Source organism: Vibrio sp. 1249-1, from assembly GCF_033340495.1.
Genome location: NZ_JAWOWJ010000949.1, coordinates 1 through 563 on the forward strand (window position 1 = coordinate 1; position 563 = coordinate 563).

Consider the following 563-nt stretch of genomic DNA (forward strand, 5'->3'; position numbering starts at 1 on the left):
TGTTTAAGAAATAGCTACATTTATTTTCAAATAAATTCAAAAACGTTGATGTGATAAGAGAGAACTTATCATCAATCGCCGGAGATTTGGTCTGGATTGAAAAATGACCAATGATGCTTGGTTTTGATTTCCTATTGTTCGAAAAACTTGAATAAGTAGCTCGAATCGCTCTGCTCATGATTATTTTTCTCCAAACTAAAATAAAACCATGTCGATAGCCATGAGCTGAAACGCGATTTGCAGACAGCTACCAAGGCGAACGAGGAGAAGAAGTATGAGCACATTCAGAGAAATTCGTCAGTTGATTCCATCGCAACCTACCGCTGACGGTGATGGTGTTAAAATTCGTCGAGTTGCAGGTTTTAACAACACGAGCTTTTCACCATTTTTAATGATGGATGAGCTGAAATCCGATCAACGTTCTGACTACATTGGTGGCTTTCCTCCTCATCCGCATCGCGGCATCGAGACGCTTACTTATATGTTGAAAGGTCATTTCCAGCATCGTGACCACATGGATAATGTTGGTGAGCTTCGTTCTGGTGGCGCTCAATGGATGGCGG

General features: G+C 41.4%; 1 protein-coding gene. It reads left to right on the forward strand.

The genetic code is table 11. The features are described 5' to 3' along the window. Positions 1-274 precede the first annotated feature (274 nt). Positions 275-563 (forward strand): pirin family protein (locus tag R7Z50_RS29860; protein ID WP_318150063.1); only part of this gene is annotated, 289 nt, incomplete at its 3' end.